This window comes from Kitasatospora purpeofusca (genome assembly GCF_042691725.1).
GTDB lineage: Bacteria > Actinomycetota > Actinomycetes > Streptomycetales > Streptomycetaceae > Kitasatospora > Kitasatospora purpeofusca_B.
The window spans coordinates 7,211,312-7,236,875 of sequence record NZ_CP170483.1 but is presented as its reverse complement, the minus strand read 5'-3'; the positions used below and the strand labels follow the sequence as shown (position 1 = coordinate 7,236,875).

At 75.8% G+C, this 25,564-nt stretch carries 22 protein-coding genes; 9 read left to right on the top strand and 13 right to left on the bottom strand.

What is annotated here, in order from left to right; all coding sequences use genetic code 11:
- The first annotated feature begins 89 nt into the window (after positions 1–89).
- On the top strand, positions 90–1,277 hold the full coding sequence (locus ACFCLZ_RS31255) for an MBL fold metallo-hydrolase (RefSeq protein WP_380286342.1): 1,188 nt from the start codon (positions 90–92) through the stop codon (positions 1,275–1,277).
- A gap of 23 nt (positions 1,278–1,300) precedes the next feature.
- Here the strand turns inward: ACFCLZ_RS31255 and ACFCLZ_RS31250 are convergent, their stop codons facing one another.
- The 5 genes from ACFCLZ_RS31250 to ACFCLZ_RS31230 form a co-directional block, all read right to left on the bottom strand.
- A complete protein-coding gene (locus tag ACFCLZ_RS31250; RefSeq protein WP_380281237.1) occupies positions 1,301–2,254 on the bottom strand; it encodes a DUF389 domain-containing protein in 954 nt (317 codons plus the stop codon).
- A gap of 115 nt (positions 2,255–2,369) precedes the next feature.
- A complete protein-coding gene (locus tag ACFCLZ_RS31245) occupies positions 2,370–2,729 on the bottom strand; it encodes a hypothetical protein (protein ID WP_376085369.1) in 360 nt (119 codons plus the stop codon).
- Positions 2,730–2,796: 67 nt separating this feature from the next.
- Positions 2,797–3,321: a TetR/AcrR family transcriptional regulator gene (locus ACFCLZ_RS31240; protein WP_380281236.1), complete on the bottom strand. Its 525-nt coding sequence runs from the start codon at positions 3,319–3,321 to the stop codon at positions 2,797–2,799.
- A 220-nt stretch (positions 3,322–3,541) separates the two neighbouring features.
- Entirely contained in the window at positions 3,542–6,301 is a 2,760-nt protein-coding gene (locus ACFCLZ_RS31235) for a DUF6493 family protein (protein ID WP_380281235.1), read from the bottom strand.
- Positions 6,298–7,710 (bottom strand): winged helix-turn-helix transcriptional regulator, encoded by a 1,413-nt coding sequence (locus ACFCLZ_RS31230; protein WP_380281234.1) that lies wholly within the window; start codon positions 7,708–7,710, stop codon positions 6,298–6,300. Before ACFCLZ_RS31230 ends, ACFCLZ_RS31235 begins: the two co-directional genes overlap by 4 nt.
- A 147-nt stretch (positions 7,711–7,857) precedes the next feature.
- On the opposite strand from ACFCLZ_RS31230, the gene ACFCLZ_RS31225 reads away from it, so the two are divergent.
- The 6 genes from ACFCLZ_RS31225 to ACFCLZ_RS31200 all read left to right on the top strand — a co-directional run bounded on the left by ACFCLZ_RS31225 (position 7,858) and on the right by ACFCLZ_RS31200 (position 13,137).
- On the top strand, positions 7,858–8,766 hold the full coding sequence (locus ACFCLZ_RS31225; protein WP_380281233.1) for an acyl-CoA thioesterase: 909 nt from the start codon (positions 7,858–7,860) through the stop codon (positions 8,764–8,766).
- A 190-nt stretch (positions 8,767–8,956) separates the two neighbouring features.
- Complete coding sequence (locus ACFCLZ_RS31220; protein ID WP_380281232.1) at positions 8,957–9,571, top strand: TetR/AcrR family transcriptional regulator; 615 nt, start codon at positions 8,957–8,959, stop codon at positions 9,569–9,571.
- Between the two features lie 201 nt (positions 9,572–9,772).
- Positions 9,773–10,582 carry an alpha/beta fold hydrolase gene (locus ACFCLZ_RS31215; protein ID WP_380281231.1) on the top strand — a complete coding sequence of 270 codons (810 nt, stop codon included), beginning with the start codon at positions 9,773–9,775 and terminating at the stop codon, positions 10,580–10,582.
- A gap of 57 nt (positions 10,583–10,639) precedes the next feature.
- On the top strand, positions 10,640–11,014 hold the full coding sequence (locus ACFCLZ_RS31210; protein ID WP_380281230.1) for a MerR family transcriptional regulator: 375 nt from the start codon (positions 10,640–10,642) through the stop codon (positions 11,012–11,014).
- A 145-nt stretch (positions 11,015–11,159) separates the two neighbouring features.
- On the top strand, positions 11,160–12,803 hold the full coding sequence (locus tag ACFCLZ_RS31205) for a BCCT family transporter (protein ID WP_380281229.1): 1,644 nt from the start codon (positions 11,160–11,162) through the stop codon (positions 12,801–12,803).
- A 148-nt stretch (positions 12,804–12,951) separates the two neighbouring features.
- Positions 12,952–13,137: a hypothetical protein gene (locus ACFCLZ_RS31200; protein ID WP_380281228.1), complete on the top strand. Its 186-nt coding sequence runs from the start codon at positions 12,952–12,954 to the stop codon at positions 13,135–13,137.
- 212 nt (positions 13,138–13,349) lie between these two features.
- Here ACFCLZ_RS31200 and ACFCLZ_RS31195 read toward each other — a convergent pair whose 3' ends face one another.
- Positions 13,350–15,185: a DUF2398 family protein gene (locus ACFCLZ_RS31195; RefSeq protein ID WP_380281227.1), complete on the bottom strand. Its 1,836-nt coding sequence runs from the start codon at positions 15,183–15,185 to the stop codon at positions 13,350–13,352.
- A gap of 304 nt (positions 15,186–15,489) precedes the next feature.
- Here ACFCLZ_RS31195 and ACFCLZ_RS31190 point away from each other — a divergent pair, with 304 nt between their 5' ends.
- A complete protein-coding gene (locus ACFCLZ_RS31190) occupies positions 15,490–16,254 on the top strand; it encodes a lysoplasmalogenase (protein WP_380281226.1) in 765 nt (254 codons plus the stop codon).
- 72 nt (positions 16,255–16,326) lie between these two features.
- Here ACFCLZ_RS31190 and ACFCLZ_RS31185 read toward each other — a convergent pair whose 3' ends face one another.
- The 7 genes from ACFCLZ_RS31185 to ACFCLZ_RS31155 all read right to left on the bottom strand — a co-directional run bounded on the left by ACFCLZ_RS31185 (position 16,327) and on the right by ACFCLZ_RS31155 (position 24,040).
- Complete coding sequence (locus ACFCLZ_RS31185) at positions 16,327–16,950, bottom strand: hypothetical protein (protein ID WP_380281225.1); 624 nt, start codon at positions 16,948–16,950, stop codon at positions 16,327–16,329.
- Positions 16,951–17,169: 219 nt separating this feature from the next.
- Entirely contained in the window at positions 17,170–17,973 is an 804-nt protein-coding gene (locus ACFCLZ_RS31180) for an exodeoxyribonuclease III (RefSeq protein WP_380281224.1), read from the bottom strand.
- Positions 17,974–18,074: 101 nt separating this feature from the next.
- Complete coding sequence (gene ggt, locus ACFCLZ_RS31175; RefSeq protein ID WP_380281223.1) at positions 18,075–19,865, bottom strand: gamma-glutamyltransferase; 1,791 nt, start codon at positions 19,863–19,865, stop codon at positions 18,075–18,077.
- 125 nt (positions 19,866–19,990) lie between these two features.
- Positions 19,991–21,097 carry an ROK family glucokinase gene (locus ACFCLZ_RS31170; protein WP_380281222.1) on the bottom strand — a complete coding sequence of 369 codons (1,107 nt, stop codon included), beginning with the start codon at positions 21,095–21,097 and terminating at the stop codon, positions 19,991–19,993.
- The gene (locus ACFCLZ_RS31165) at positions 21,094–21,966 is read right to left on the bottom strand and encodes an ATP-binding cassette domain-containing protein (RefSeq protein ID WP_380281221.1); all 873 of its coding nucleotides are present in this window, start codon (positions 21,964–21,966) and stop codon (positions 21,094–21,096) included. The genes ACFCLZ_RS31170 and ACFCLZ_RS31165 overlap by 4 nt, the downstream gene beginning before the upstream one ends.
- Positions 21,963–23,003, bottom strand: coding sequence for an ABC transporter permease (locus ACFCLZ_RS31160; protein WP_380286341.1), 1,041 nt, complete (start codon positions 23,001–23,003; stop codon positions 21,963–21,965). Before ACFCLZ_RS31160 ends, ACFCLZ_RS31165 begins: the two co-directional genes overlap by 4 nt.
- Positions 23,004–23,011: 8 nt before the next feature.
- On the bottom strand, positions 23,012–24,040 hold the full coding sequence (locus ACFCLZ_RS31155) for a substrate-binding domain-containing protein (RefSeq protein WP_380281220.1): 1,029 nt from the start codon (positions 24,038–24,040) through the stop codon (positions 23,012–23,014).
- Positions 24,041–24,397: 357 nt separating this feature from the next.
- Between ACFCLZ_RS31155 and ACFCLZ_RS31150 the strand changes: the two genes are divergently transcribed.
- A complete protein-coding gene (locus ACFCLZ_RS31150) occupies positions 24,398–25,519 on the top strand; it encodes an alpha/beta hydrolase (RefSeq protein WP_380281219.1) in 1,122 nt (373 codons plus the stop codon).
- The last annotated feature ends 45 nt before the right edge of the window (positions 25,520–25,564 follow it).

Sequence of the window (25,564 nt, the reverse complement as noted above, 5' to 3'; positions counted from 1 at the left end):
CCCGCGTCCTCGGCCTGCCCTCGGCGCTGTCCTCCGCCGTGTCCGCCACCGCGTCCTTTGCCCTCGGCACGCTCCCCGACCCGGCCGGCCTGGCCGGACTGCCCCGGGCGGCCTGGCACCGGGTCCGGACCGACGCCTTCGGCGCCGAGCCGCGCGGCGAGCGGCTGGCCCGGATCCGCCGCTCGCCCCAGTTCACCGACGGCGCCTTCCGCAACCCCGTCCCGACCCGCCGGCTGGTCTCCGCGCGCAGCCCGCTGGAGATCACCCGCGCCCAGCTGGCGGCCGACCGCGCACGGCGGGCGCCGGCCGCCGCCGTGCCGCTGCACCGGCTGCTCCCCGCCGACCTCGCCGAGCCGCCCGCCTCGGGCCTGCGGCTCACCTGGCTCGGCCACGCCACGGTGCTCGCCGAGATCGGCGGCCGCCGGGTGCTGTTCGACCCGGTCTGGGGCGAGCGCTGCTCCCCGTTCTCCTGGACCGGCCCCAAGCGGCTCCACCCGGTGCCGCTGCCGCTCGACGAGCTCGGCCCGGTCGACGTGGTCGTCGTCTCCCACGACCACTACGACCACCTCGACATGGGCACCGTCCGGGCGCTGATCGGCACCGGCACGGCCTTCGCCGTCCCGCTCGGCGTCGGGGCGCACCTGGAGCACTGGGGGGTGCCCGCCGAGCGGATCGTCGAACTCGACTGGTGGGAGTCGGCCGAGGTGGCCGGTCTCACCCTCACCGCCACACCCGCCCGCCACTACTGCAGCCGCGGTCCGCGCACCAGCCCGCTCTTCCTCTGGGCGTCCTGGGTGGTGGCCGGCGGCGGCCGGACCGTCTTCCACAGCGGGGACACCGGCCACTTCGCCGGCTTCGCCGAGATCGGCCGCCGGCTCGGCCCGTTCGACGCGACGATGATGCAGGTCGGCGCCTACAGCGACTTCTGGCCCGACGTCCACATGACGCCCGAGGAGGGCGTGCGGGCCCACCTCGACCTGCGCGGCGAGCTGCTGCTGCCGATCCACTGGTGCACCTTCAACCTCGCCCCGCACCCCTGGGAGGAGCCCGCCGAACGGGTTGTCGCCGCCGCGCGGGCACAGGGCGCCCGGCTGGCGGTGCCGCGGCCCGGCAGGCCCTTCGAACCGGCCGAGCCGCCCGCGCTGCGACGCTGGTGGCGGGCGGTGGCCGCGCCGCCCCGGGACGGCGCGGCGCTGGTGGTGCCGGACGGCCCGGCCGCCGCGGCCGACGGGTCGCGGCCCCGGGCGGCGGCCGAGGGCGACGGCGTGCCGGTCTGACCGGGCCGCCCCGCCGCCGCCGTTCAGGCGGATCCGCGGCCAGCGGCGACCGCCTGGCGGCGGATGCGCCGCCAGGCGCCCTGCTGCACCAGCAGCGTCAGCACCCCGGCCAGCACGATCCCCGCCATGTTCAGCAGCAGCTGCGCGCTGGAGCCCCAGAACTGCCGGAAGTCCCCGTACCCGAGGGCGACCGCCGCGTTGGCGGCGGCGGGCACCGTGGTCACCGAGATCGCCACGCCGACCAGCATGCCCGCCTTGGCCGAGGTCAGCGAGAGCAGTCCGGCGATGCCCGCGAGGAAGGCCACCACGAACGAGGTGGCGTCGGGCTGCCAGATGAACGAGGTGTTCGGCCGCGCCGCGTCGAACCTCCCGTGGCTGAACAGCCCCAGCCCGTCCATCAACAGGGCGAACGCGACGGTCAGCGCCATCGCCACCGCGAAACCGGCGACCAGCGCGTTGAGCGAGCGCAGCGCGGGCCGCGCCCGCCGCTGCACCAGGGCCACGCAGAGGCCGGCGAGCGGTCCGAACTCCGGCCCCACCGCCATCGCGCCGACCACCAGGATCGCGCTGTCCAGCACCGCGCCGCAGGCGGCCAGCATCGTCGCCACGGTGAGGAAGGCCAGGTAGACGCCGGTGAGGGTGGACTCCTCGTGGGTGATCTCGGAGACCGCCTCCCACACCAGCGCGTCCGCCCCCTCGCCGGGGGCGAGCCGCTCGGCCTCGTCGGCGGCGGCCGAGAGCGTCAGCTCGACCTCCTGGACGTCGATCGCGCCGCGGGCGGTCAGCCCCGTCGCACGCAGCCCGGCCAGCACCTCGTCCGCCGACTCGCGGGCCACGTCGCAGAGCACCACGTCCCCGGGCGGCCGGACGGCTGCGTCGGGCAGCAGGACCACATGGGTCACCCCGACGCAGTCGTCCAGGCAGGTCAGCACGGGGTCGCGCAGGTCGGTGGGGACGATCAGACGCAGGTGCAGCACAGGGGCTCCGGGCGGGCGCGGCGGCGGGGGTCGTGATCACCCTAGGATGCGCCGCCCGGCCCGCCCCGCCCGGACGCCCTGCCCGGACGCCCTGCCCGGACGCCCCGGCGGGCCGTCAGGCGGCGGGCCGCTTGGCGTGCTCGACCAGGTCGACGGTGGCGCGCGGGTCGTCGACCTCCACGACCAGCCGGCTGTAGCGCTCGTCGGCCAGCTCGATCACCACCGCCTTGGCGGGGTTCTTGACGTCCCAGAAGACCCACTCGCCGCCCGAGCGGAAGGTGCCGGCGGTGATCACCCCCGGGAAGTGGGTGCCCCCGACCTTGATCCCCTTGGGCTCCCGGAAGATCCCGGGGTCGACGGTCGCGCCCCGGACGTTGGCGAGCGGGATCTCGATCCGGCTGCGGACCGCCCAGAGCCGGTCGAGGCCCTCGATCTCGACGACGAGGGTCCGGTCGGTGATGCTCACACGGGCCATGGAACTGTTTCCTCCCACTGATGGACTGCTTGGTGGACGTCTGTGGTGGTCGAAGGTCGGCCGGCGGTCAGCCGACGCGTGCGGCGAAGGCCAGCACCGCGTCGGCGGACGGTCCGCCGAGACCGGCGCGGGCGCGCAGCCGCAGGCCGAGGACGGTCGCGGCGAGCACCCCGGCGGCGCCGGGGTCGGTGCCGCCGGCCCGCTCGACCGCGCCGTCCAGCGCGGCCAGCCCCTCGCCGACCAGCGCCCCGACCTCCGGATCGCTCCCGGCCCGCTCCACGGCGGCCGACAGCAGCAGCCCGGCGGCCGGCCCGCCGTCGAACGCGGCGACCGCCTGCGCCAGCAGCGCACCGAGCCCCTCCGCCTCCCGCAACGCCGCCGCGAGCGGCAGCACCTCCTCGTCGAGGTGCCGGCGCAGCGCGGCGAGGTAGAGCCCGCGCTTGCTCCCGAACACCTTGTAGAGACTCCCCCGGTGCACACCGAGGCCGGTGACGAGATCGTCCACCGAGGTCCCCTCGTACCCGCGAACGGCGAACAACTCCGCCGCCGCCCGCACAGCCTGCTCCTCGTCGAAGGCGCGTGGTCTTCCCATGCCCAGGACTCTACGAGTTAAAGAACGCTCGGTCAAGAACGACCGTTCTCAAACTTGCCCCGGCGGCCGGACCACGGGAGCCGCGGGCACGACGCACCCGGCAGCAACGTCCCCACCCCGCCCCGGCAGCCGACGCGCCGGGGCTGGCAGCGGTGTTGGCGATGCGCCAGGAGGGCGGGGCCCCCGGCCCGGCGGACCACCCCACCGCAGCGGCGGGCCGTCAGGAGGCGGCGAGAAGGTCGCGGAGGATCCGGGCCTCCTTCAGGAGACGGCTCCCGCCGGGGCGGGCGGCGACGGCGGTGAGTTCGGGGATCGGGCCCCGGGCGGCGCTGCGGCGGGCGGTGTCGGTGGCGATGACGAGGAGGTCCGCGGTGCCGCGCGGAGTGTCGCCGCCGAGGAGGGCGGGCAGGGCGGCGGCCAGGACGGACCACACGGTGGCGTGGGCGCCGGTGTCGGCGGCGGTGGCCAGGGCCTGGGCGAGGCGATTGGGCTTGACCGTGCCGAGCGTCACCAGTTCGCCCAGTTCGCGGCCGAGCAGGGCGCCGTCCAGGTCGCCGCGGGCGGCGAGGACGAGCAGGGCGTCGACTGCGGCGGCGCGGTCCTCGGGGTGGCGGGCGCCCAGGCCGTAGGCGAGGCCGAGGTGGAGGGCGAGCCCGGCCGGGCCGCCGGCCTCGGCGAGCACGACCAGCATCCGGGCGGTGCCGCGCCGCTCGCGGTCGGCGCAGTCGGCGAACCGGTCCAGCCAGCGGGCGGCCAGCTCCTCGCGGTGGTGCGGGAGCATCGCGGCCCAGTGCACGGTGGGCTCGCGGAGCCACTCGTCCTCCCGGCGGGCCCGGGCCACGCTCGGCTCGGTGCCCTCCAGCAGCACCCGGAACTCGGCGGCGAGCCGCTCGTGCGCCGGTCCGGCCGGGCCGGTGGTGCCGCGCTGGGTGACCGCGATCCGCCGCAGGTCCTCCCACCAGCGCTCCCAGTAGCGCCGCTTGCGTTCGTAGCCGGCGCCGGGCGCGAAGAGCACCCGCTCCGAGGCCTGGGCCGGCAGGCCGCCCTCGCGCAGCCAGGCGGCCGCCCACCGCCCGGCCGCCGAGGTCAGCCGGTCGGCCGCCGCCAGCACCGAGGGGTCCGCCGTCGGGGCGGTCCTCAGCAGTGCGGCGCCCAGGTCGGCCGGGCCGGCCGTGACGCCGACGGCCTGGTACCCGGCGAGGCGCTCGACCAGCGCGGCCGCGGTGATCGCGCCCGTGGCGTCGGTCGGCGTGGCGAGCAGGTACGGCGGGACGTCGGTGGTGACCCGCTCGGCGGCCTCGGTGATCCGCGCGGCCAGCACGTTGCCGTACTCGGTGCCGTGCGTGCCGCGCAGCGGGTCGCGGCCCTTCTTCCGGAAGACGAAGCCGCGCCGGTGCGGGTCGGCCTGCCCGGCGACCACCGCGGCGAGGTAGAGCGCGTCGCCCGGGCCGCAGTCCCGCCAGTGGCCGACGTCCTGCCACGGGTTCACCCGCAGCACCGGCTCCAGCGCCGCGGCGAGCGCGGCCCGGTCGCGGTGGGCGTGCCGGACCAGGCCGTCCAGGACGCGCTCGAAGACGGCGACGTCCGGCCGCTCGGCGGCCCGCAGCACGGCCAGCTCCTCGGCGACCTCGGCCGGGGTGGCGAGCGGTTCGCCGAGCGGGGCGGGCACCGGGGCGGGCGGCAGCAGTTCGTCCCAGGCGGTGTCGTCGTCCCCCGAGCCGCCCACGGGTGCGCCGAACAGCTCGCCGGCCCGGGCGTGGTGGGCGGGGTTGAGCGCCTCGGCGGCGAGCAGCAGCTCCGGCAGGACGGCGTCCCCGGCGGCCTTGAGCCGGCGGGCGACCAGGTTGAGCGCCCGCTCCTGGAGGACGCTGTCGGGGTGGCCGAAGGCCTCGGCGGCGGCCAGCACCACCGGCCCGGACCGCTCGGGCGAGCGCTTGGCGGCCTGCTCCAGCCAGGCGAGCTGGGCCCGCACCAGCTTCTTCTCGCTGCGGAACAGCACCACCGCCGAGGCCTGGCCGGCCACCTCCGGCTCGACGAACCCGGCCTCGTCGAGCCCGGCGAGCACCTGCTGGGCGTGCCCGGCCACCACCGAGGGGCCGTCGAGCAGCGCCAGCAGGTCGCGGACCCGGGCCGCGTACTCCCGCGCAGTGGGCGCGAACGCGGTCAGTACGGCCAGGAACGAGCGCTGGTCGGCGGTCCTGCCACCGCGCACCAGCCGGCCGAGGCAGAGGTCGATCAGCTCCTCGCGTCCGAAGTGCCCGGACTCGACGAGTCCGGCGATCGCCGCCGGCCAGTTGTCACCCGAACGGGTGGTGTACGTGACGTCCAGGGGCCAGGAGACGTCGTCGAGTTCGAACACCCGGGGCAACAGGACGGCGGTGAAGGTGTCGGTCCGCAGCCGCTCCAGGAGGGTGGTGGCGGTGCCGCGCGGGCCGTTCTCCGCGCCGGCCGCCGAGCGCAGCCACTCGGCGACGAAGTCGTCGGAGGCCGGCACCGCGCAGCCGGTGCGCCGCACCACCCGCTCGATCAGCGGGTAGAGGTCCCAGCGCCAGCCGGAGCCGCGCTTGGCGGCGAGCCGGCCGATCACCTCGGTCTGCCACTCCACCGGCTGCGCCTCGACGACGTCGGCGAGGGCGGGGTGGCGGGCCCAGGAGCGGCCGCTGAAGTCCCGGGCGCCGATCCAGGTGGCGGCGCCGGCCGGGCCGGGGTGGCAGCCGGCGCCGGCCACCAGCAGCGCGCCCATCCGCTGGTTGGCCTCCTTGGACCAGTCCTCGCGGCTGGTGCGGCGCAGCTCCTTGAGCGCCGGGACGCAGGAGCGCCGCTCGGCCGGCCCGAGGGCGGCGAGCAGCCCCGGCACCTGCCCGGTCCGGCCCTCGCGGACGGCCGCCAGCAGGGCCTCCACCGCCTCCGGCACCTCCGTCGACTTCGTGGTCCCCGTGGCCACCGTGGTCCCCGTGCTCTTCACAGTCCTGGTGCTCATCGCGCCGTTCCCTCCCGCAGTCCGCCGACCGTCCCGCCCTGCGCCCGCTCCTCGCGGACCATCCCGACCGCCAGCACGTGCTTGCACGGCCCGCGCCCGCCCCGGTACTTCGCCCACCACAGGCAGGTGCAGCCGACCGCGCCGGCCGCCTCCGTGCGCACCCGCTGGACGTGGTCGCCGACCGTGACGACGGCCGTCGCGCCGCCGTCCTCCAGCCGCACCGCCCCGGCCGCGACCAGCGCCCGGGCGGCCCTCAGCCGCGGGTTGGCCGCCTCCGCGCGCCCCGCTTCGTACGGCAGCTGCCGGTGGAAGTACGCGGCCTCGGCGGCGTCGTAGCCGATCTGCCCGGCGGTGCCGAGCCGGGTGAGCGCAGCCCGCACCCGGGCCGGGGTGAGCCCGGACTGCTCGGCGAGCTCAGCGATCTCGATCCTCGGCTCCCAGGCGAGCAGCGCCGCGACCAGGTCGGCGTCCTGCCCGGCGGTACCGGTGGCGAGCGCACCGAGCACCCCGCCCTCACCGCTGAAGCCCCGGGAGGCGTCCGGCGAGAGGGTGAGGGTCAGCCGCATCCCGGGCAGCTCGACCTCCCAGGCGGAGGCCGCCGGGCCGCCCCCGCCGACCGGCGGGCCGTAGACCCGCAGCGCCCGCGCGTGCCGCAGCACCCGCTGAAGGGCCGCCAGCCGCTCGGGCCCGGGCAGGCAGACCGCGCCGGGCACCGGCCGGGTGGTGGGCCGCAGCGTCCGCCCGGCCGGCACCACCCACTGCGCGACGCGGGCGCCGGCCCGGCCGCCGCCGCGCGGCAGCGAGCGCAGGAAGCGGACCGCCTCGGCGGCGGGCAGTTCGGCGCGCAGGTCGAAGCCGGCGGCGGTGACCTGGGTCTCCGCGAAGCCGCGCAGCCAGCGCTCCGGCAGCGGGACCTTCTTCTCGACGACCGGTCCGTCGAAGGTGGTGACCTCCAGGGCGTCCGGGCCGACGGCGAGGTGCAGCGGCTCAGCGGGGCCGATCCGGGTCAGCGCCTCGCGCAGCGGGTTGTTGACGTCGACGTTGGTGGTGCCGTGGCCGATCTCGTCGCCGTCCAGGCCCGCGGCGAGCACGTCGAGGCGGGCGTAGACGCCGCAGCAGCCGGAGAAGGACTCGAAGCGGAGCCGGTCGCCGTTGGCGGTGACCACCGGGTCGAGCGAGGCGCGCAGCTGGGGCTGGTAGTAGCGGGCGGCGGCGACGTCGGCGACGGCGAGCAGCGCGGCGGCGGCCGGCGCGGGCTCGGCCAGGAAACCCGCGAAGAACCGCGGATGGGCGGCCGCCCCGAGCGGGGTGGTGCCGCCGGAGGTCTCCAGGGCGAGGCGCCGGCCGGCCGCGCCGTCGAGGACGGCGGACGGGCGCAGATAGGCGTACGCGTGTGCGGATTGCGACATGCCGAACACGTTAGGTGGGGGCACTGACAGTCGACCCCGGAGCACCCCCGACCCTTCGAATTGTGGAACACGTTCTAGCAAGCGTGTTCGCTTCCCGGGTTGGCCAGGTCACACCGGCACCCGGCCCGCGTCTGCCACTATGGGCCTGTGACAGAGCTGACCGAACAGGACAGAAGGGCCACCGGCACGGTCGGCCCGTTCGCCGAGTTGCTGCGGATCGAGCGGCTCGACGAGAACACGTTCCGCGGCCGCTGCCACGCCGGTGCGCCGATGCGCGCGTTCGGCGGGCACGTCGCCGCGCAGGCCCTGGTGGCGGCCGGGCGGACCATCGGGACGGACCGCGCGGTGCACTCGCTGCACGGCTACTTCCTGACCCCGGGCGACCCGGCCCGCCCCATCGAGTACCGGGTCGACCGGGTCCGCCAGGGCACCTCCTACGCCACCCGGCAGGTGACGGCCGTCCAGCGGGGCGAGGCCGTGTTCAGCCTCTCCGCCTCCTTCAAGCGCCCCGAGCCCGCCGCCGACCGGCACCGGGAGGTCCCGCGGCTGCCCGGCCCCGAGGAGCTGACGGACGCCTTCGAGCTCTGGGACGACGCGGCCCGCGCCGCGCTGGCCGACACCGGCTTCGGCGACCTGGAGCTGCGGTTCGTCCCGCCGGACGCCCCGGGCGTGCCGCCGGCCGTGCCCGGCATGCCGCAGCAGTTCGTCTGGCTGCGCACCGGCTCGGCGCTGCCCGCCGACGACCCGCTGCTGCACGTCTGCGCGCTCACCTACCTCTCGGACCTCACGCTCGCCTCGACGGCCGGACTGCACGTCCAGCCGAACTTCTTCCAGCGCACCGAGCCGCCCCGGCTGCTGATGACCTCGCTGGACCACGCGATGTGGTTCCACCGGCCCTTCCGGGCCGACGAGTGGCTGCTGTTCGCACAGCGCAGCCCGTCCTCCTCGGACGGCCGGGGGCTGGCGCTGGGCGAGTTCTACGACCGCGCGGGCCGGCTGGTGGCCTCCGCCGTCCAGGAGGCGCTGATCCGCGAACGCGTGGTCGCGCCGCGCTGAGCGGCTGCGCGCCGAGCCCCGCCGAGCCGCTCCGGGCCGCTCCGGGCCGCCCGCCGCCGGCCCCCGCCGCCCCCCGGTGGCCGGGGGGCGAACGGCGGGCGGCCGGACGGCGTCATATTCCTGAGCGGCCCCGGCCCGTATCATGGTGCGGGTGACCAAGGTTGACCTGTCACCACGACCGGTGGAGGCCATGTCTCCGCGTCAGCTCGAACGCCGCGAAAGCCTGATCGCGGCCGCGCTCGCCCTGGTGAACGAGATCGGCGTCGAGCGGCTGCAGATGAAGCAGGTCTGCGAGCGGTCCGGAGTCGCCCTGGGGACGGCGTACCGCTACTTCTCCTCCAAGGACCACCTGCTGGCGGCGGCGATCGCCGAGTGGCACCGGCTGCTGCTGGCCGACCTGGTGGCGGAACTGCGCGGACCGCGCGCCGGCCTGGGGGCCACCGACCGGGTGGTGCGGTTCGTCCGCGGCGGCATGCGGGCCTACCAGCGCCAGCCCGAACTGGCCCGGCTGCGGGTGGCCGTCGCCGCCTCCACGGACCCCTTCGCCAGCGAGGCCCTGCAAGGCATGGCCCGGGCCGACAGCACGGCGCTCCAGGCGGTGATGGCCGACGAGGTGCCGGCCGCCGCGAGCGACCTGGTGCGGCACATCGTCGGCCACGCCTGGCAGGGCGAGCTGACCGCCTGGGTGACCGGCCGCACCACACTCGGCGACGCCCGCCGGCGGCTGGAGGACGTGGTGCGACTGGTGCTGACGCCGTACGAGCCCGCCTACCCGCCCCCGTACGACGTCCGGTCCAAGGCCTGACGGCGGGCGGGCGGGTCGACAGCCGGGCGGGTCGACGGCCGGGCGGGTCGACGGCCGGGCGGGTCGACGGCCGGGTGACCGGGGTCGCGGCGCTCCCCGGGCTTGACCCTGACACCGGTGTGAAGTCCTAGCGTGCGGAGCGGGTCGACCCCGGCCCGATCCCCGCACCCCCCGGACCCCCGTCCGCCCAGGAGGACCCCCATGACCACGCCCGCCGCCGCTCCGCTCGCCCGGACCGTCCGGGGCACCGGCCCCGGACTGCTGCTCGCCCACGGCGCGGGCGGCAGCGTCCAGGAGAACTGGGGTCCGCTGCTCGACGACCTCGCCGCCCACCGCACCGTCGTCGCCCCCGACTACCCGGGCTCCGGCGACAGCCCCGACGAGCCCGGAGCACCGCACTCGCTCGACGAACTGGCCGACCGCCTGGTGGCCGCCGCCGACGCGGCCGGCCTCGCCGACTTCGACCTCGCCGGCTACTCGCTCGGCGCCGCCGTCGCCGTCCGGATCGCCACCCGCCACCCCGGCCGGGTCCGCTCACTGCTGCTGCTCGCCGGGGTGGCCGGCGGCTCGCGGCGGCTGCGGCTGCTCGCCGACCAGGCCATCGCCCTCACCGCGCACCCCGCGCTGCTGGCCGACCACTCGCTGGCCGTCGTCTTCGGCCACACCTGGGTGGAGGCGCTGCCCGCCGAGCGGTTCGACGAGCTGCGCGCCGCCCTGGCCGCCGCACCGGTCCCGGCGGGCTTCCACTGGCAGTTCGAGCTCGCCGGCCGCGCCGACGTCCGCGCCGAGCTGGCCCGTATCACCGTGCCCACCCTGGTCGTCTCCACCACCGAGGACGGCCTGGTGTCGCCGCAGCAGCACCGCGCGCTGGCCGAGGGCATCCCCGGCGCCCGGCTGGCCGAGCTGACGGCCGGCCACCTGCCGATGGTGGAGCGGCTGCCCGAGCTGCGGGACGTGCTGCTGGGCTTCCTGGCGGACGCCGACGGCGCCCCGGACGCCGCCCGGTCCTGACGGGCCCGGCGGCCCGGCGGAGGGGAACACCCCGCCCGGCGGCGGCGTTGCCCGGTCATGCGCATCGGAGAACTCGCCCGCCTGACCGGGGTGTCCACCCGCCTGCTGCGGTACTACGAGGAGCAGGGCCTGCTCGAACCCACCCGCTCGACCGGCGGCTACCGCGAGTACGGCGAGGGCGACACCGTCCGGGTCCGCCAGATCCGCAGCCTGCTCGCGGCGGGCCTGCCCACCCGGGTGATCGCGCAGATCCTCCCCTGCGCGACCGGGCCGGTCCCCGCCCTGGAGGCCTGCCCCGATCTGCTCGGCACCCTCCGCGGCGAACTGGCCGAGCTCGACGCGCGCATCACCGAGCTGACCCGCAGCCGGCGGGCCCTGGCCGGGTACCTGGACGCCGCCGTGCCGCCGTCCCGCCCGTACGCGGCCGCCTGACACCGGCCCGGGTCGCGCCTCTCCCGGCGTGCCCTGCCGCCTCTCCCGGCGAGAACTGGACATAGTACGACATGTATCCCTATTCCGATCATGTCGTCGACACCTGCACGCCGTCGGCCCGCCAGTTCGCCGCGAGAGGTACCCCATGACCAGTCAGCCGACCGAGCCGCCGGACGAACCCGCCGCCACCCTCCCCGCCGACCGGGTCGTGTTCGGGGTCGGCGCCGTCGCGGTGCTCGGGGTGGTCGCCTGGGGCGTCTTCGCCGAGGACTCCCTCGGCCGGACCTCCAGCACCGCCCTCGGCTGGGTCCTGCACAACTTCGGCTGGCTCTTCGTGGTCGCCGCCGATGTCTTCCTCGCCCTCACCGTGCTGCTCGCCTTCAGCCGGTTCGGCCGGATCAGGCTCGGGCGCGACGACGACGAGCCGGAGTTCTCCACCACCGCCTGGATCGCCATGATGTTCAGCGCGGGCATGGGCATCGGCCTGATGTTCTACGGCGTCGGCGAGCCGCTCCAGCTGTTCGCCACCCCGCAGCCCGGCTCCGGCCTCGAACCCGAGTCCGCGGCCGCCGCCCAGCGGGCGCTGGAGTTCTCGCTCTTCCACTGGACCCTGCACCCCTGGGCGATCTACGCCGTCGGCGGCCTCGCGCTCGCCTACACCACCTTCCGCAAGGGCCGGGGCAACCGGATCTCCGCCGCGTTCGTCCCGCTGATCGGCGAGCGCGGCGCCAACGGCTGGAAGGGCCGGGCGATCGACCTGCTCGCCGTGTTCGCGACCGTCTTCGGCTCCGCCACCAGCCTCGGCCTCGGCGCCCTCCAGGTGGCCGACGGCCTCGGCTACGTCACCGACATCAACAACAGCGAGCGCACCCAGCTGGTGATCATCGGCGCGCTGACCGCCGCCTTCGTGCTCTCCGCCTTCTCCGGCGTGCACCGGGGCGTCAAGTGGCTCTCCACCGCGAACGTCGTCCTGGCCTCGCTGATCATGGTCTTCGTCTTCCTCGTCGGCCCGACCGTCTTCGTGCTGGACACCATCCCCTCGACCGTCGGCGGCTACCTCTCCGACCTGCTCGTCCTGTCCAGCCAGACCGGGGCCTTCACGGACGAGGACTGGCTCGGCACCTGGACCATCTTCTACTGGGCCTGGTGGCTCTCCTGGGCACCGTTCGTCGGCACCTTCATCGCCCGGATCTCGCGCGGCCGCACCGTGCGGCAGTTCCTGCTCGGCGTGCTGCTGGTGCCCAGCGGGGCCACCGTCATCTGGTTCTGCGTGATGGGCGGCACCGCGATCCGGCTGGACACCACCGGCGCCGCCGACCTCGTGGCGACCATCCCGAAGGGCGCCGAGGCCTCGCTCTTCGAGATGCTGCGCGCGCTCCCGGGCGGCGCGGTGACCAGCGTGATCGCGGTGCTGCTGGTGATGACCTTCTTCATCACCAGCGCCGACTCCGCCTCGCTCGTGCTCGGCTCGCTCTCCAGCCGCGGCTCGCTGCACCCGCGCACCTGGCTGGTGGTGGTCTGGGGCGTGCTGATGGGCGGCGTCGCGGCCGCCCTGCTGCTGGCCGGCGGGCTCACCGCGCTGCAGAACGCCACCATCCTGGTCGCGCTGCCGTTCGTCGCGGTGATGCTGCTGCTGTGCGTCGCCCTGGTCAAGGAGCTGCGCTCCGACCCGTCCGCCGGGCCGTCCCGCTTCCATCCCACGCACGGCCTGCGGGACGCCGTCCGGGTCGCGGTCGGCGAGGCGCTGGCGGACGTCCGCCGGGGCGGCCGGCGTCCCCCGACCGGCTGAACGGCTGCCCCCGGGAGCGGTCGGGCGGCCCGTCCCCGGGGGGCTTGACCTGCGGCGTTGCCCATGGCGCCCAAGGCGACGTCCACCCCCCATCCGGACTTCACCCGCATGTAGCGATCGTTCACACCGGCCTGGAACCCTCCGTGCCATGAACGCCAACCTCTCGGCGGCCCTCCAGGAACCGCGCTTCCCCATGCCCCAGCGCCACCGCCGCTTCCTCGCCTGCGCCGCCGTCCTCGCCTCCGTCGCCCTGGGCACCCTGGGCGTCGCCGCCACCGTCGAGACCGTCCAGCACGGCACCGTCGCCAGCGCCACGGCCACCGTACGGAAGTAGGCCCCACCCCGGCCGGCGAGAGGCCGGGACACCACCACGCGCCGACCGACGGCGGTGACGCCCCCTGCCACCGGTCACGGCGCGAGCCACGACCACGCCCCCGCGCCACCCCGCCACCACATGGCCCGGGCGGCACCATGCCCGCCCCGGCCCCCGGGGAGGCCCGACCGGCCCCGGAGGAGACCGGGGCGGGACCCGCGCGGCCCCCGCCGTCAGGCGCGCTGGCCGGCCCGGGGGGAGGTGGGGGCGGGGATGGTGATGTCCGGGTCGCGGCGGGAGTGGCGGCCGGTGCCCGGGGCGGGGAGGAGGTCGGGGGCCGGGGCGTAGCGGGCGGCGGGGGCGCGCAGGAGCCGGCCCGCGGGGCGGGTGGTGATCAGGCCCATGCGGTGGAGCAGGTCGAGGGCGTCACGGCGCAGGGCGGTGCGGTCGGCGAGGTAGTCGCGGTGCCAGCCGGCCGGGAGGCCGTACTCGTCGGCGATGTCGCCGAGCACGCCGTCTATCAGCGCGTCCGGGACGGGCACGTCGGCGCCGGTGGTCTCGCCGGGCAGCGGGCGAACCTCCTCGACCAGCCGCTCGACCAGCAGCAGGGCCGCCTGGGCGGCCGTCCCGGCGCCGGACAGGGCGAGGTCGGTGAGCTCCTCCGCCGGGTCGAGGAGGGCGACGCCCTCGGCCCGCTGCTCCGCCTCCAGGCCGAGGAAGTCCGCGAGCGCGGCGGGGCCGGAGTGGCGGTGGTCGCGCAGCCAGGCGCGCTGGTCCTCGGGCAGGTCGGCGGCCAGGACGGCCGGGGTCTCGGCGAGCCGGCGGCGGACGGCGGTGCCGGGCTCGGCCTCGGCGGCGCGGCGGACGAGGTCGGCGGCGTCGTCGGCGAGGGCGGGCGGGCCGACCGGGACGGCGCGGGCGAGCTCCCGGTCGACCGTCAGGACACCGGACGCGTCCGCGAGGCCGGCGGGCAGGTCGGCCGGGAGGTCGGCGAGCACCTGCCAGTCGGCGAGCACGGCGAGCGCCATGGCGAGGTCGGCGGACTCGGCTGGCGCGGGATCGGACTCGGCGGGCGCGGGATCGGCGGCGTCCATCGCGGCCAGCAGGCGCCCGAGCGGGAGCTGTTCGGGCGCGTCGACGAGCAGGGCCAGGGCGAGGGCGAGCCGGGCGTAGCCGCCGGGGGTGAACGGGGCGCCGGTGGCGGGGTGTTCGAGGCGGCGGACGGCGCCGGGGCCGGGGCCGGCCTTGTGCAGGCGCGCGTGCCAGGGGCCGACCACCAGGGGGTAGCCGAGCAGGGTGTCGAACCGCTCGGTGAGCCAGTCGCGGTGACGGCGGATCAGCGGGAAGCCGTCGGCGTGCGGTCCGGAGGCGGTCACCAGCGGGTGGGCCAGGAGCAGCCGGGCGGCGATCCGGCGTTCGGCGGCGGTGGTGGCGGCGGAACGGTCCTGCGGCACCACGGCGGCGGCGCCCCGGGCGCGTTCGGGCCTGCGGTGCCGCCCGGGCCGGCCCGGCTTGGCGCCCGAGAGGACGACGGGCAGCGCGGCGGCGTCGCGACGGGCGCGGCGCAGGCCCGGGGCGGTGCGCGGTTCGCGGGTGCGCAGCGGCGCGGGGGTGTGCGCGGTGGGGCCGTGCCACCAGCTGACCTCGGCACCGGGCGGCCCGCCGGCAGCGGGGTCGACGGCGGACGGCTCGGCGGGGGCGCCGAAGTGACGGGCCGGGTAGAGGCCGAAGGAGGCGGCGCAGAGGTCGTCGGCGGTGCCGGGGTCGGCCTCGGCGAACCAGCGCGCGAGCCGGAGCAGTCCCGGGTCGGGCGAGAGCTCCTCGGACGGCGTGCCCGCGGCGTCGGCGTCCGGCCGGGCCTCGGCGCCCTGCGGGGCGTCAGCACCGTCCGCGCCGCCGGGTACGGGGCCGCGGGCGGGTTCGCGCACGGATGCGCGGGCGGGTGCGCGAGCGGGTGCGCGTACGGCGACGACGGCGTCGGTGGTGCTCCGCCCCGCCCCGCCCGTGCGCCCGTCCGACGTGCCACCGGCCGTCCGTGCGGCGCCGGTCGCGTCCTCCTGCTGCTCCATGTCGGGGACCAGACTAGACGCTGGGCGCGGCCCTCGCTGGCAGCCGCCCGGCGTGCGGCGACATCCGGCCGGACGGCGCACGGACGGCGGGCGGACGGCGCACGGGCTCCGGGCGGGCTCCGGACGCGGCGGCCGGGACCGCCGGGACACCGCCCGGTCCGGCGACACGTCACCCCGGTGGCCCCGACGGACCTACGCACCGGTAACAATCTCTTCCACGCCCCGCGCCGGTCCCCTATCGTGCCCGGCACGGGCCACCGGCCCGCCACCCGCTCCCCCACCCACACCCGGAGGACACCGCCGTATGAGCATCCGTACGACCACCCGCGCCGTTCTCGGCGGCCGGCTGCGCTCGGCCTCCGGCCTGCTCGCCGGATTCGCCACCACCTCGGCGGTCCACCTGGGCGCGCTGCTGACCGACACCCAGGTGCTGCGGCACGCCACCAAGCCGGCGCTGATGCCGCTGCTGGCCGCGCACAGCGTCGCCGGCGCCGCCGCGGCCGGCCGGCGGGCGCCGAAGCTGCTGGCGCCGGCGCTGCTGGCGAGCGCGGGCGGGGACGTTCTGCTCCAGCTCGGCCAGGACACGGCGTTCCTGGCCGGAATGGGCTCGTTCGCGGCGGCCCACGTCTGCTACGTGACGATGTTCGCCGGCCAGGGCGCGCTGACCGACCGGCGAAGGACGCTGCTGGTCGCGGCGGCGTACGCGACGGCCTGGGCGTCGATGGTGGCGCTGCTCTGGCCGGACCTCGGGGACCTGCGGATCCCGGTGGCCGGGTACAGCCTGCTGCTCGCCTCGACGGCGGTGACCTCGGCCGGGCTGGGTGTGCGGACGGGGCTGGGCGGGGCGCTGTTCCTGCTCTCGGACACCCTGATCGCCACCAAGCTGGCCAAGTGGCGGGAGCTGCCGGGGCACGAGTTCTGGATCATGGCCACCTACATCCTGGCGCAGTACCTGCTGGCGACCGGCGCGCTGCGGGCCGCCGAGGCCCAAGAGGAGGAGCAGGAGGAGGAGCGGGAGACCCGCAAGCCGCAGGACGCCGCCACGGTCCTGGCCCACGGCACGCCCTGACCGCGCGGAGGTGCCGCCGGACGCTCCGTCCGGCGGCACCCTTCCGCTGGCCGCGCCCGCGGGCGCGTTCCCTCAGGCGGACCCGGCGTCCGCGCGCCGCCGCAGCAGCCAGAAGCCGCCGACGGCGCCCACGACCAGCAGCGCGCCGCCCGCCAGCTCCGCCGGGTTCGCCGCGATCGAGCCGCCCAGGCCGGTCTTCACCGCACCGTGCGGGGCGACCTGCTGGCTGCCCGCACCGGACTGCCCGAGCGAGCCCGCCCACTCGCCGGCCGCCTCGCTCCACCCGCCGATGCCCGAGGGCGCCGAGCCGCCGGAGCCGCCGGAGCCGGTGGAGACCGAGACCGTGGTCACCGTGACGTCGGTGGCGAACGCGGCACCGTCCGGGCAGGTCCCGTCGACCTTGCTGGCGCCGCCGTTCTTGTCGGCCAGCCGGGCGGAGCCGGTGTGCCTGCCGTCCGAGCCGAGCGTGAGGGTGGCCGGGCCGCCCTCGAAGGCCGGCGAGTTGGCGGTGATCGTCTTGGCATTGGGCTTGTCGGACTTCTCACAGGCGACCGTGACCGTCACGGTCTGGCCCGGTGCGGCCTGGGACGGGCTGACCGAGGCGGCGCCGTCCTTGGCCAGCGCGAGGGGGGCCGTCAGGCCGGTCAGCAGCGTCGCGCCGATCAGGGCGGCGGCGGCCGTACGCGTGGGGCGCATACCGGAACCTCCGGGATTCTCTCGGGTGCGGCCGGGGACTCCGACGTCCCCGTGATCGAACAACCGCACCCGGTCACTCACCGACGGTAGGCACCCGCTCGACGCCCGGCCACCGCTCTGGCCCGTTCGGGCGAGACCCGGCCACCCTGCGTAGCGGGGATCGCCAGGGCGTGTCCGACCATTCGCGTCGCACGCCCGGCGGGAATGGTCGGACACGCCCTAAAGGTCCAGGTCGACGACGACCGGGGCGTGGTCCGAGGTGCCCTTGCCCTTGCGCGCCTCGCGGTCGACGTAGCTGTCGGTGACGGCGTCCACGAAGGGCTTGTTGGCGTAGGTGAGGTCGATCCGCATGCCCCGGTTCTTCGGGAAGGCCAGCTGGCGGTAGTCCCAGTAGGTGTAGGGGCGGTCGTACTTCAGCGGGCGCGGCACGACATCGTGCAGCCCGGCCGCGTCCAGGGCGGCGAGGGCGGCCCGCTCGGCGGGGGTGACGTGGGTGAGGCCCTCGAAGGCGGCCACGTCGAAGACGTCCTCGTCGCCCGGCGCGATGTTGAAGTCGCCGAGGACGGCGAACGGGCGCTCCCCGGCCGCGTCCTCCAGCGAGGCGCGGCGCAGCGCCTCCAGCCACTCCAGCTTGTAGCGGTAGTGGGCGTGGTCGACCTCGCGGCCGTTGGGCACGTAGACCGACCAGACCCGCACCGGGCCGCAGGTGGCGGCGACGGCGCGCGGCTCGACGTCGGGCAGCAGGGCGTCGTCGGCGAGGTAGCCGGGCTGCCCGGGCAGGTCGCGGACGACGTCGTCGAGGCCGATCCGGGAGACGATCGCCACGCCGTTCCACCGGCCGGTGCCGTGCGCGGCGGTCTCGTAGCCGAGTTCGCGCACCGGCTCGTAGGGGAAGGCGTCGGCGGCGCACTTGAGCTCCTGGAGGCAGAGCACGTCGGGCTTGGCGCTCTCCAGCCATTCGAGGAGCTTGGGCAGCCGCGCGGTGACGGAGTTGATGTTCCAGGTGGCGATGCGGACGGTCACGGCGGGCGGCCTTCCCGGTGGCGGTTCGGTACGGAGGGGCGGGCGCCCGTCAGGACGCCCACCCCGAATCTACCGAACGGCACCGACAGTCCCGCCCGGCCTCACGGCGCGGGCCGGACCACCGCCGCCGAGCCGCCGCCGCGGCGCACCGGTTCGGCGGCCGCGACCCAGCGCCCGTCCGGCAGCCGCTCGACGCCGGTCGCGGCGCCGATCTCCGGCGTGCTCGCGAACACGTGGCCGAGCGCCTCCAGCCGGGCCCGTTCGGGCAGCGCCAGGAAGGCCGGCTCGGCCTGGCTGGCGGCGGTGTTGCGCTGGCTGGCGCGCGGCGCGGCGATCGCCTGCTCCAGGCTCAGCCCCCGGTCGAGGCGGCCGAGCAGCACCTGGAGGGTGGTGGTGATGATGGTCGCGCCGCCGGGCGAGCCGGCCGCCAGCAGGGGCTCGCCGCCCTGCAGCACGATGGTCGGCGAGAGCGAGGAGCGCGGCCGCTTGCCGGGGCCGGGCAGGTTGGGGTCGGGCACCCCGGGGAACAGCGGGGTGAAGTTGAAGTCGGTCAGCTCGTTGTTGAGCAGGAAGCCGCGGCCGGGGACGGTGATGCCGCTGCCGCCGGTCTGCTCCAGGGTCAGGGTGTAGGAGACGACGTTGCCCCAGCGGTCGGCCACGGTGAGGTGGCTGGTGCTCAGGCCCTCGTAGGGCTCGGCGGCGGGCGCCGGGGCGGCGTCCGGGCAGCCGGCCGGGTGGCGCGGGTCGCCGGGGGCGACGGGGCTGGTGAGCGCGCGCTCGGGGCTGATGAGGCAGGCCCGGGAGGCCGCGTACCGCGCGGACAGCAGTTCCTTCGTCGGCACGTCGTTGAACGCCGGGTCGCCGACCCAGCGGTTGCGGTCGGCGAAGGAGAGCCGCGAGGCCTCCAGGAAGTGGTGGTAGTACTGCGTGGCGTCGTAGCCGGCGACCTCGCCGTCCTCCAGGATGCCGAGCGCCTCGCCGACGGTGGTGCCGCCGGAGCTGGAGGGGGCGATCGAGTAGAGGTCGTAGTCCCGGTAGGCGACGTGGGTGGGCTGCTGGCGGCGGACCCGGTAGCCGGCCAGGTCGGCGGCGTCCACCTGGCCGGGGCGGGCGATCCGGCCGGAGGCGGGGTCGACCGGCGGGTGCTGGACGGTGCGGACGATGTCCTCGCCGATCGCGCCCCGGTAGAGCGCCGCGGTGCCCTCCTTGCCGAGCTGGCGGTAGGTGGCGGCGAGGTCGGGGTTGCGGAAGGTGGAGCCGACGGCCGGGAGCGCGCCGCCGGGCAGGAAGAGCCTGGCGGTGTCGGGGAAGTCCTTGAACCGGGCCTGGTTGAGCGCGGTCTGGTCCTGGAAGGTCCGGTCGACGGTGAAGCCCTGCTCGGCGATCCGCTGGGCGGGCTTCAGCACCTCGGCGAAGCTGCGCCGGCCCCAGAGCTCGACGGCACTCTCCCAGGTGGCCGGGGAGCCGGGCACGCCGACCGACAGGCCGCTGGTGACGGCGTCGGCGAACGGCAGCGGTGCGCCGTTCTCCAGGAAGAGCGAGGTGTCGGCCTTGCGGGAGGCGGTCTCCCGGCCGTCGATGGTGTGCACCCGCCCGGTGGCGTGGTCGTAGTAGACGAAGTAGCCTCCGCCGCCGATGCCGGCCGAGTACGGCTCGGTGACGCCGAGCGCCGCCGCGACCGCGACCGCCGCGTCGACGGCGTTGCCGCCGTTGCGCAGCACCTCGATGCCGGCCGCCGTGGCGTCGGCGTCCACGCTTGCCACCGCACCGCCCCGGCCGACCGCCTCGGGCGCCTTGGCCGGCGGCGGCGCCGCCCCGGCGGGTCCGGCGGTGGACCACACCAGGGCGGTGGTGAGCAGGAGCGGCGGGGCGATGCGCGCCAGTGCTCTCATCCGATACTCCTCTGAGTCGACGTCAACTCCGTTGTTTCACAGGAGCCATGACCCCGACAACAGTGCCGCGTCACTACCAACGGGTAGTTGACGGCGGGCAACCGTTCGGCCGACGGGCCGGACGGTCACGGCACGGCGCGCTCCACCCGCCGCCGCTTGATGGTGCGAAAGCGCCGGGCGACCTGGCGGGCGAGGTCCGCGGCGCCGACCAGGCCGGCCTCGTTGCCGAGGGCGGCGTGCACGATGCTCGCCTCGGGCCGGAAGCCGCGGCCGGTGAGGGTGCGGCGGAAGGTGTCGCGGGCCGGGCCGAGCAGGAGGTCGCCGGCCTCGGAGACGCCGCCGCCGATGACGAAGCGGCCCGGGTCGAGGGCGGCGGCCAGGTTGGCGATGCCGACGCCGAGCCAGGTGCCGACCTCGTAGAGCAGCTCGGTGGCGGTCGGGTCGCCGGCCCGGGCGGCCTCGGTGACCAGCGGGCCGGTGATGCCCTCGACCGCGCCGCCGGCCCGGGCCAGCAGCGGCTGGACCACCGGGGACTCCTCGGCGACCAGCTCGCGGGCGTCGCGCACCAGCGCGTTGCCGGAGGAGTACTGCTCCCAGCAGCCGCGGTTGCCGCACGGGCAGCGGTGGCCGCCGGGCACCACCTGCATGTGCCCGAACTCGCCGGCCAGCCCGTAGGTGCCCCGGTCCACGAAGCCGTCGCGGACCACGGCGCCGCCGATGCCGGTGCCGAGGGTGAGCATCACCATGTGGTCCTCGCCCCGGCCCGCGCCGAAACGCCACTCGGCCCAGGCGGCGGCGTTGGCGTCGTTCTCGACGACCACCGGGAACCGCAGCCGGGCGCTGACCGCCTCCCGCAGCGGTTCGCCGCGCCAGTTGAGGTGCGGGGCGAAGAGCACGGTGGAGCGCTCGGCGTCCACCCAGCCGGCCGCGCCGATGCCGACCGCGTGGACGTCGTGCCGGTCGGCGAGCTCCAGCACCAGTTCGACGATGACGTCCTCGACGACCTTGGGGCTCTTGGACTTGTGGGGCGTGTCGGTGCGCAGCTTCTCCAGGACCCTGCCCTCGCCGTCGACCACGCCGGCGACGACCTTGGTGCCGCCGATGTCGACGCCGATGGTCGGCAGCCGCAGCACGCCGGCGGGCAGGGCCCGGCGGCGGCGCTCGGCGCGCGGCCCGAGGCCGAGCAGGGTGGGCAGGACCGGCGGCCGGCTGCCGGCGTGGGGGCTGGTCACGGCTGCGGACGCTCCTTGGCGGAATCGGGGGTCGGATCGGCGGGACCGGGGACCGGGCCGGCCGGACCGGGGGCGGTCCCGGGGCCGTCGGCCCGGGACAGCTCGTGGGAGAGCTCGGCGAGGTCGGAGCCGCCGGCCATCTCGGTGGTGAGCTGTTCGAGGCCGATCTCCGCCCGGGGGTGGCTGCCGGCCATCCGGCCCCGCTTGAGCAGGGTGAAGTGGTCCCCGACCAGGTACGCGTGGTGCGGGTTGTGGGTGATCAGCACGACGCCGAGCCCGGCGTCCCGGGCGGCGGTGACGTACTTGAGCACCACCCCGGACTGCTTGACGCCGAGCGCGGCGGTCGGCTCGTCCAGGACGAGCACCCTGGCGCCGAAGTGCACGGCGCGGGCGATCGCCACGCACTGGCGCTGGCCGCCGGACAGGGTGCCGATCGGGCGGTCGACGTCGGGCAGGTCGATGCCCATGTCGGCGAGTGCCCGGCGGGTGGTGGCGCGCATGCCGTCGGCGTCGATCCGCAGCCCGCCCCAGCGCTTGTGGCCCTGCTCGGAGCCGAGGAAGAAGTTCCGCCAGACGGGCATCAGCGGCACCACGGCGAGGTCCTGGTAGACGGTGGCGATGCCGCGGTCCAGGGCCTGGCGCGGGGAGTCGAAGCGGACCTCCTCGCCGCCCACCGTGAAGGTGCCCTCGTCGTGCCGGTGCAGCCCGGCGATGATCTTGATCAGGGTGGACTTGCCGGCGCCGTTGTCGCCGAGCACACAGCTGATCTCGCCGGCCCGCAGGGTCAGCGAGACGTCCTCCAGGGCGCGCACGGTGCCGTAGGTCTTGCCGACGCCGCTCAGCGCGAGCAGTTCGGTGGGCGCGGTCATCGGGGCCCCCGTTCTGCGCGGCGCTTGACGTAGGTGTTCAGCAGGGCGGCCAGCAGCAGCATCGCACCCAGGAAGAACTTGAACCAGTCGGGGTTCCACTGGGCGTAGATGATGCCCTTGCTGGCCATGCCGAAGATCAGCGCGCCCAGCGCGGAGCCCACCACCGAGCCGTAGCCGCCGGTGATCAGGCAGCCGCCGATGACGGCCGCGACGATGTAGATCAGCTCGTTGCCGACGCCCTCGCCGGACTGCACGGTGTCGAAGGAGAACAGCAGGTGCTGGCCCAGCACCCAGGCGCCGAAGCCGACGAACAGGTAGAGCACGGTCTTCGTCCGGGCGACCGGGACGCCCACCGCGCGGGCCGCGGCCGCGTCCCCGCCGACCGCGAAGATCCAGTTGCCGAAGCGGGTGCGCAGCAGCACCCAGCTGCCGGCCAGCAGCAGGCCCAGCCACCACCAGACGGTGGCCTTGATCGTCAGCCCGCCGACGGTGACCTCGGAGGCGAACAGCCAGCGGCAGGAGGCGAAGCCCTCCATGTCGGAGATCGGCTTGGTGGAGACGGTGCCGGAGACCGCCTTGGTGACGCCGAGGTTGGCGCCGGTCAGCATCAGGAAGGTGCCGAGGGTGACGATGAAGCTCGGCAGCTTGGTGCGGGACAGCACCCAGCCGTTGAACAGGCCGACCGCCAGCGTGACGGCCAGCGAGACCAGCACGCCCACCCAGGTCACCGCGGTGAGCTGGTAGGAGACCATCGAGGAGGTCAGCGCGGCGGTGGTGACCAGGACGCCCGCCGAGAGGTCGAACTCGCCGCCGATCATCAGCAGCGCCACCGGCACCGCCATGATCCCGATGGTGGAGGCGGCGTACAGCACGGTGCCCAGCGAGGAGACCCGCAGGAAGGGCTCGGCGGAGACGGCGAAGACCAGGAAGACCGCGGCGGCGGCGATCAGCGCGCCCAGCTCGGGCCGGCCGGCCAGCCGGCGCAGCGCGGGCGGGCGCTCCCGGCGCTCGGCGGCCAGGACGTCGGAGGTGCTCAGCGGGGTGCTCACCTGGTCCCCCTCGCGACGTACTCGGCGAGGGCGTCCGCGTTCTCGCCGGTCAGGATCTGCGGGCCGGTGGCCACCGGCTTGCCACCGCCGAGCATGTTGAGGTTGAAGCGGTAGAGCCAGAGCAGGTCGACGCCCTCGTAGCCCTGGAGGTAGGGCTGCTGGTCGACCGCGAAGCCGACGGTGCCCGCCTTGAGGCCGGCCACCACCTGGGTGCCCAGGTCGAAGGTGTCGAGCTCGACCGGGCGGCGGGCGTCCTGGATCGCCTGCAGACCGGTGGCGGCCATCGGGCCGGAGAGGGTGAGCACGGTGTCGATCGCCGGGTCGGCCTGCAGCTTGGCGGAGATCGCCGCGCGGGCGTCGGGCATGTTGACGCCGTCGACGTACAGCACCTGGAAGGCGCCGCCGGCGGTGCCCCGGGCGCCGGAGCAGCGCTGCTCCTGGCCGACGTTGCCCTGCTCGTGGATCACGCACAGGACGTTCTTGCGGCCGCGCCCGGCCAGCTCGGTGCCGGCCGCCTGGCCGGCGGTGGCCTCGTCCTGGCCGATGTGGGTGAGCGCGCCGAACCGCGCGGAGAACTCCTGGCCCGAGTTGATGGTGATCACCGGGATGCCGGCGGCCTTGGCCTTGCCGAGCACGTCGGCCATCGCGTCGCCCTTGGCGAGGGTGACCAGCAGGCCGTCGACCTTCTGGTCGATGGCGGCCTGGACGAGCTGGACCTGGTTCTGGGTCTGCGCGTCGTTGGAGTACAGGAAGGTGATGTTGTCCTTGGCGGCGGCCTGCTCGGCGCCCTTGCGCACGGTGTCCCAGAAGGCGTCGCCGGCGCCCGCGTGGGTCACCATGGCGACCTTCCAGCGCGGGGTGGTGACGGCTCCGCCGGCGACGGCCGCGGCCTTGGCGCGGGCCTCCTCGGCGCGTCTGCCTCCGGTGCTGCTGCAGCCGGCGACGGCGACCGTGAGGGCCAGGACGGCCAGCGCGGCGGCGGCGGGCCTCAGCCGGCGGACGGGACTCATGCGGGTAGTGCTCATGCCCATAGTCTCGCTTCCCGGCGGACGGGCGTTCGCACCGCCTCGCCCGGCGGGGCGATCCGTCCGGACGGTATCGTGCCCCGCGAGGGGATTCCTGGGAGTCCGCTGGGTGCGACGTCCGGGCACAGCCCGCCAGGATGGCAGACTGGGGCGGGCCCGAAAAGGGGAGCTTCGCGGGAACGTGATGTTCCTCTCAGGTTCCGCACAGATTTGGACGGCAACCGATCCCCGTTCCCGGCCGTCTGATGCCATTGAGGTGGCGGTCCGGGCGAGTGGGGCCCGGGCGGCTTCGAACCCGGATACGAGAACTTCATGCAACTGACAGGTACGCCATTCTTCATCTGCACGGTCATTCTCGTGCCGGTCTCCATCGCGGTGGCGATGTGGTTCTGGGGCCGGGTGAAGGGCCCCAAGCCGGTGCGCGTCCTGTCGAGGCTCGCCATGCTGGTGTTCTGCCAGGTCACCGCGGTGATCATGGTATTCGTCATGGTCAACAACGCCAATCTGATCTACGGCAACTGGGACGACCTGCTCGGCACCGGCAACCACGTGCGGGCGGTGCCGCCCGTCCCGCCGCAGGACGCGGCCGCCGGCGGCCAGGGCGCGGCCGCGGCGGGCGGCGGGGGCGGTGCGCCGGCGGGCGACGCGGCCCACCCGCCGGCCACCAAGGTCCAGCAGGCCTTCCGGGGCGTGGACGACCCGAAGGTGCCGAACGACGTCCAGAAGACCGACCTCAAGGGCCAGCTCTCCGGCGTCGACGGCGAGGTGCTGGTCTGGCTGCCGCCGCAGTACAACGACCCGGCGTTCAAGGACAAGAAGTTCCCGGTGGTCGAGCTGATCCCCGGCTACCCGGGCTCCTCCTCCACCTGGTACGGCACCCTCAAGGTCTCCGAGCAGCTGAAGCCGCTGATGCAGCAGGGCAAGGTGGCGCCGTTCATCCTGGTCTCGCCGCGCACCCTGCTGCTGGGCAACCACACCGACGCCGGCTGCACCGACGTACCGGGCAAGGTCAACGCGGACACCTGGCTGACCCGGGACGTGCCGCAGATGATCCTGGACAACTTCCGGGCCGACCCGTCCGCCGACCGCTGGGCGATCGCGGGCTACTCGGCGGGCGCCCACTGCGCCGCCAAGCTCTCGCTGGCCCACCCGAACCGCTACCGGGCCGGCGTCAGCCTCTCCGGCTACAACGACCCGGCGACCGAGAAGGACTCGCTGGTCGGCAAGGACCCGAAGCTGCGCGAGGCCAACAACCCGGTCGCCATCGTGAAGGGCGCCGCCCAGCCGCCGAAGGTCGCGCTGTACGTCTCCGGCAACAAGGGCGACGGCTACGAGGACGGCCAGGCGATCGCCGCCGTCGCCAAGGCGCCCACCACCGTGCAGGTGCTGGAGACCACCGGCCCGCACTCCAGCGACGTGTGGAAGGACATGGTGCCGGGCGTCTTCGAGTGGCTGACCGGCGTCATCCCGGCCCACTGATCCGCGCCCCGTACGCCCCGACGGCGGCGGCCCCGGAGCATCCCG

Excerpts from the sequence above, each read along its gene's own strand:
- ACFCLZ_RS31245 (WP_376085369.1), bottom strand. The coding sequence starts at position 2,729 with ATGGCCCGTGTGAGCATCACCGACCGGACCCTCGTCGTCGAGATCGAG.
- ACFCLZ_RS31240 (WP_380281236.1), bottom strand. The coding sequence starts at position 3,321 with ATGGGAAGACCACGCGCCTTCGACGAGGAGCAGGCTGTGCGGGCGGCG.
- ACFCLZ_RS31235 (WP_380281235.1), bottom strand. The coding sequence starts at position 6,301 with ATGAGCACCAGGACTGTGAAGAGCACGGGGACCACGGTGGCCACGGGG.
- ACFCLZ_RS31230 (WP_380281234.1), bottom strand. The coding sequence starts at position 7,710 with ATGTCGCAATCCGCACACGCGTACGCCTATCTGCGCCCGTCCGCCGTC.
- ACFCLZ_RS31220 (WP_380281232.1), top strand. The coding sequence starts at position 8,957 with ATGTCTCCGCGTCAGCTCGAACGCCGCGAAAGCCTGATCGCGGCCGCG.
- ACFCLZ_RS31215 (WP_380281231.1), top strand. The coding sequence starts at position 9,773 with ATGACCACGCCCGCCGCCGCTCCGCTCGCCCGGACCGTCCGGGGCACC.
- ACFCLZ_RS31210 (WP_380281230.1), top strand. The coding sequence starts at position 10,640 with ATGCGCATCGGAGAACTCGCCCGCCTGACCGGGGTGTCCACCCGCCTG.
- ACFCLZ_RS31205 (WP_380281229.1), top strand. The coding sequence starts at position 11,160 with ATGACCAGTCAGCCGACCGAGCCGCCGGACGAACCCGCCGCCACCCTC.
- ACFCLZ_RS31200 (WP_380281228.1), top strand. The coding sequence starts at position 12,952 with ATGAACGCCAACCTCTCGGCGGCCCTCCAGGAACCGCGCTTCCCCATG.
- ACFCLZ_RS31195 (WP_380281227.1), bottom strand. The coding sequence starts at position 15,185 with ATGGAGCAGCAGGAGGACGCGACCGGCGCCGCACGGACGGCCGGTGGC.
- ACFCLZ_RS31190 (WP_380281226.1), top strand. The coding sequence starts at position 15,490 with ATGAGCATCCGTACGACCACCCGCGCCGTTCTCGGCGGCCGGCTGCGC.
- ACFCLZ_RS31185 (WP_380281225.1), bottom strand. The coding sequence starts at position 16,950 with ATGCGCCCCACGCGTACGGCCGCCGCCGCCCTGATCGGCGCGACGCTG.
- ggt (WP_380281223.1), bottom strand. The coding sequence starts at position 19,865 with ATGAGAGCACTGGCGCGCATCGCCCCGCCGCTCCTGCTCACCACCGCC.
- ACFCLZ_RS31165 (WP_380281221.1), bottom strand. The coding sequence starts at position 21,966 with ATGACCGCGCCCACCGAACTGCTCGCGCTGAGCGGCGTCGGCAAGACC.
- ACFCLZ_RS31155 (WP_380281220.1), bottom strand. The coding sequence starts at position 24,040 with ATGAGCACTACCCGCATGAGTCCCGTCCGCCGGCTGAGGCCCGCCGCC.